This is a genomic window from Exiguobacterium sp. SL-10 (assembly GCF_004337025.1).
Classification (GTDB): domain Bacteria; phylum Bacillota; class Bacilli; order Exiguobacteriales; family Exiguobacteriaceae; genus Exiguobacterium.
Map to the genome: position 1 here is coordinate 1 of NZ_SJUP01000037.1, position 427 is coordinate 427.

General features: G+C 50.6%; 1 protein-coding gene. It reads right to left on the reverse strand.

The window, feature by feature from the left end; genetic code table 11:
• A partial coding sequence (gene allA / locus EVJ33_RS15775) for an ureidoglycolate lyase (RefSeq protein WP_131438373.1) occupies positions 1-405 on the reverse strand: 405 nt, incomplete at its 3' end.
• Positions 406-427: the final 22 nt, after the last annotated feature.

Below are 427 nucleotides of genomic sequence, written 5' to 3' on the forward strand. Positions count from 1 at the left end.
ATCGGTGACGCGCTGCCAGGCGAAAAGTGGGTGATGCCAGACGTTACGATGGTAATTCACTCCCTGTTCGCCGTTGGTGATAAACGCCCGCAGCGTTGACAGGTCTGGTTTGTCGTCACCTAACGCCACGACCACCACAAACACCTCACCTTTCATCGGGATAAAGGCCTGAGTACCCAGCGGATGACGTTCGAGTTCGTGAATGGTCAGCGGCAGATTCGCCGGTTGCGCGCGGTTAATGCTGATAAGCGTACAGTCTTGCTCAAGAATCTCAACCAGCGCCAAATCGTGGTAACGCTCCACCAGGCCATTGTTAATAAGGAAAAAATCCCGTTGCTGCGTTTCGATTACGTCGCCATAAGCACTAAAGGCTTCCTGACTTAACGGTAATACCTGAAGTTTCATCTTTTTGTCCTTGTAACATAAT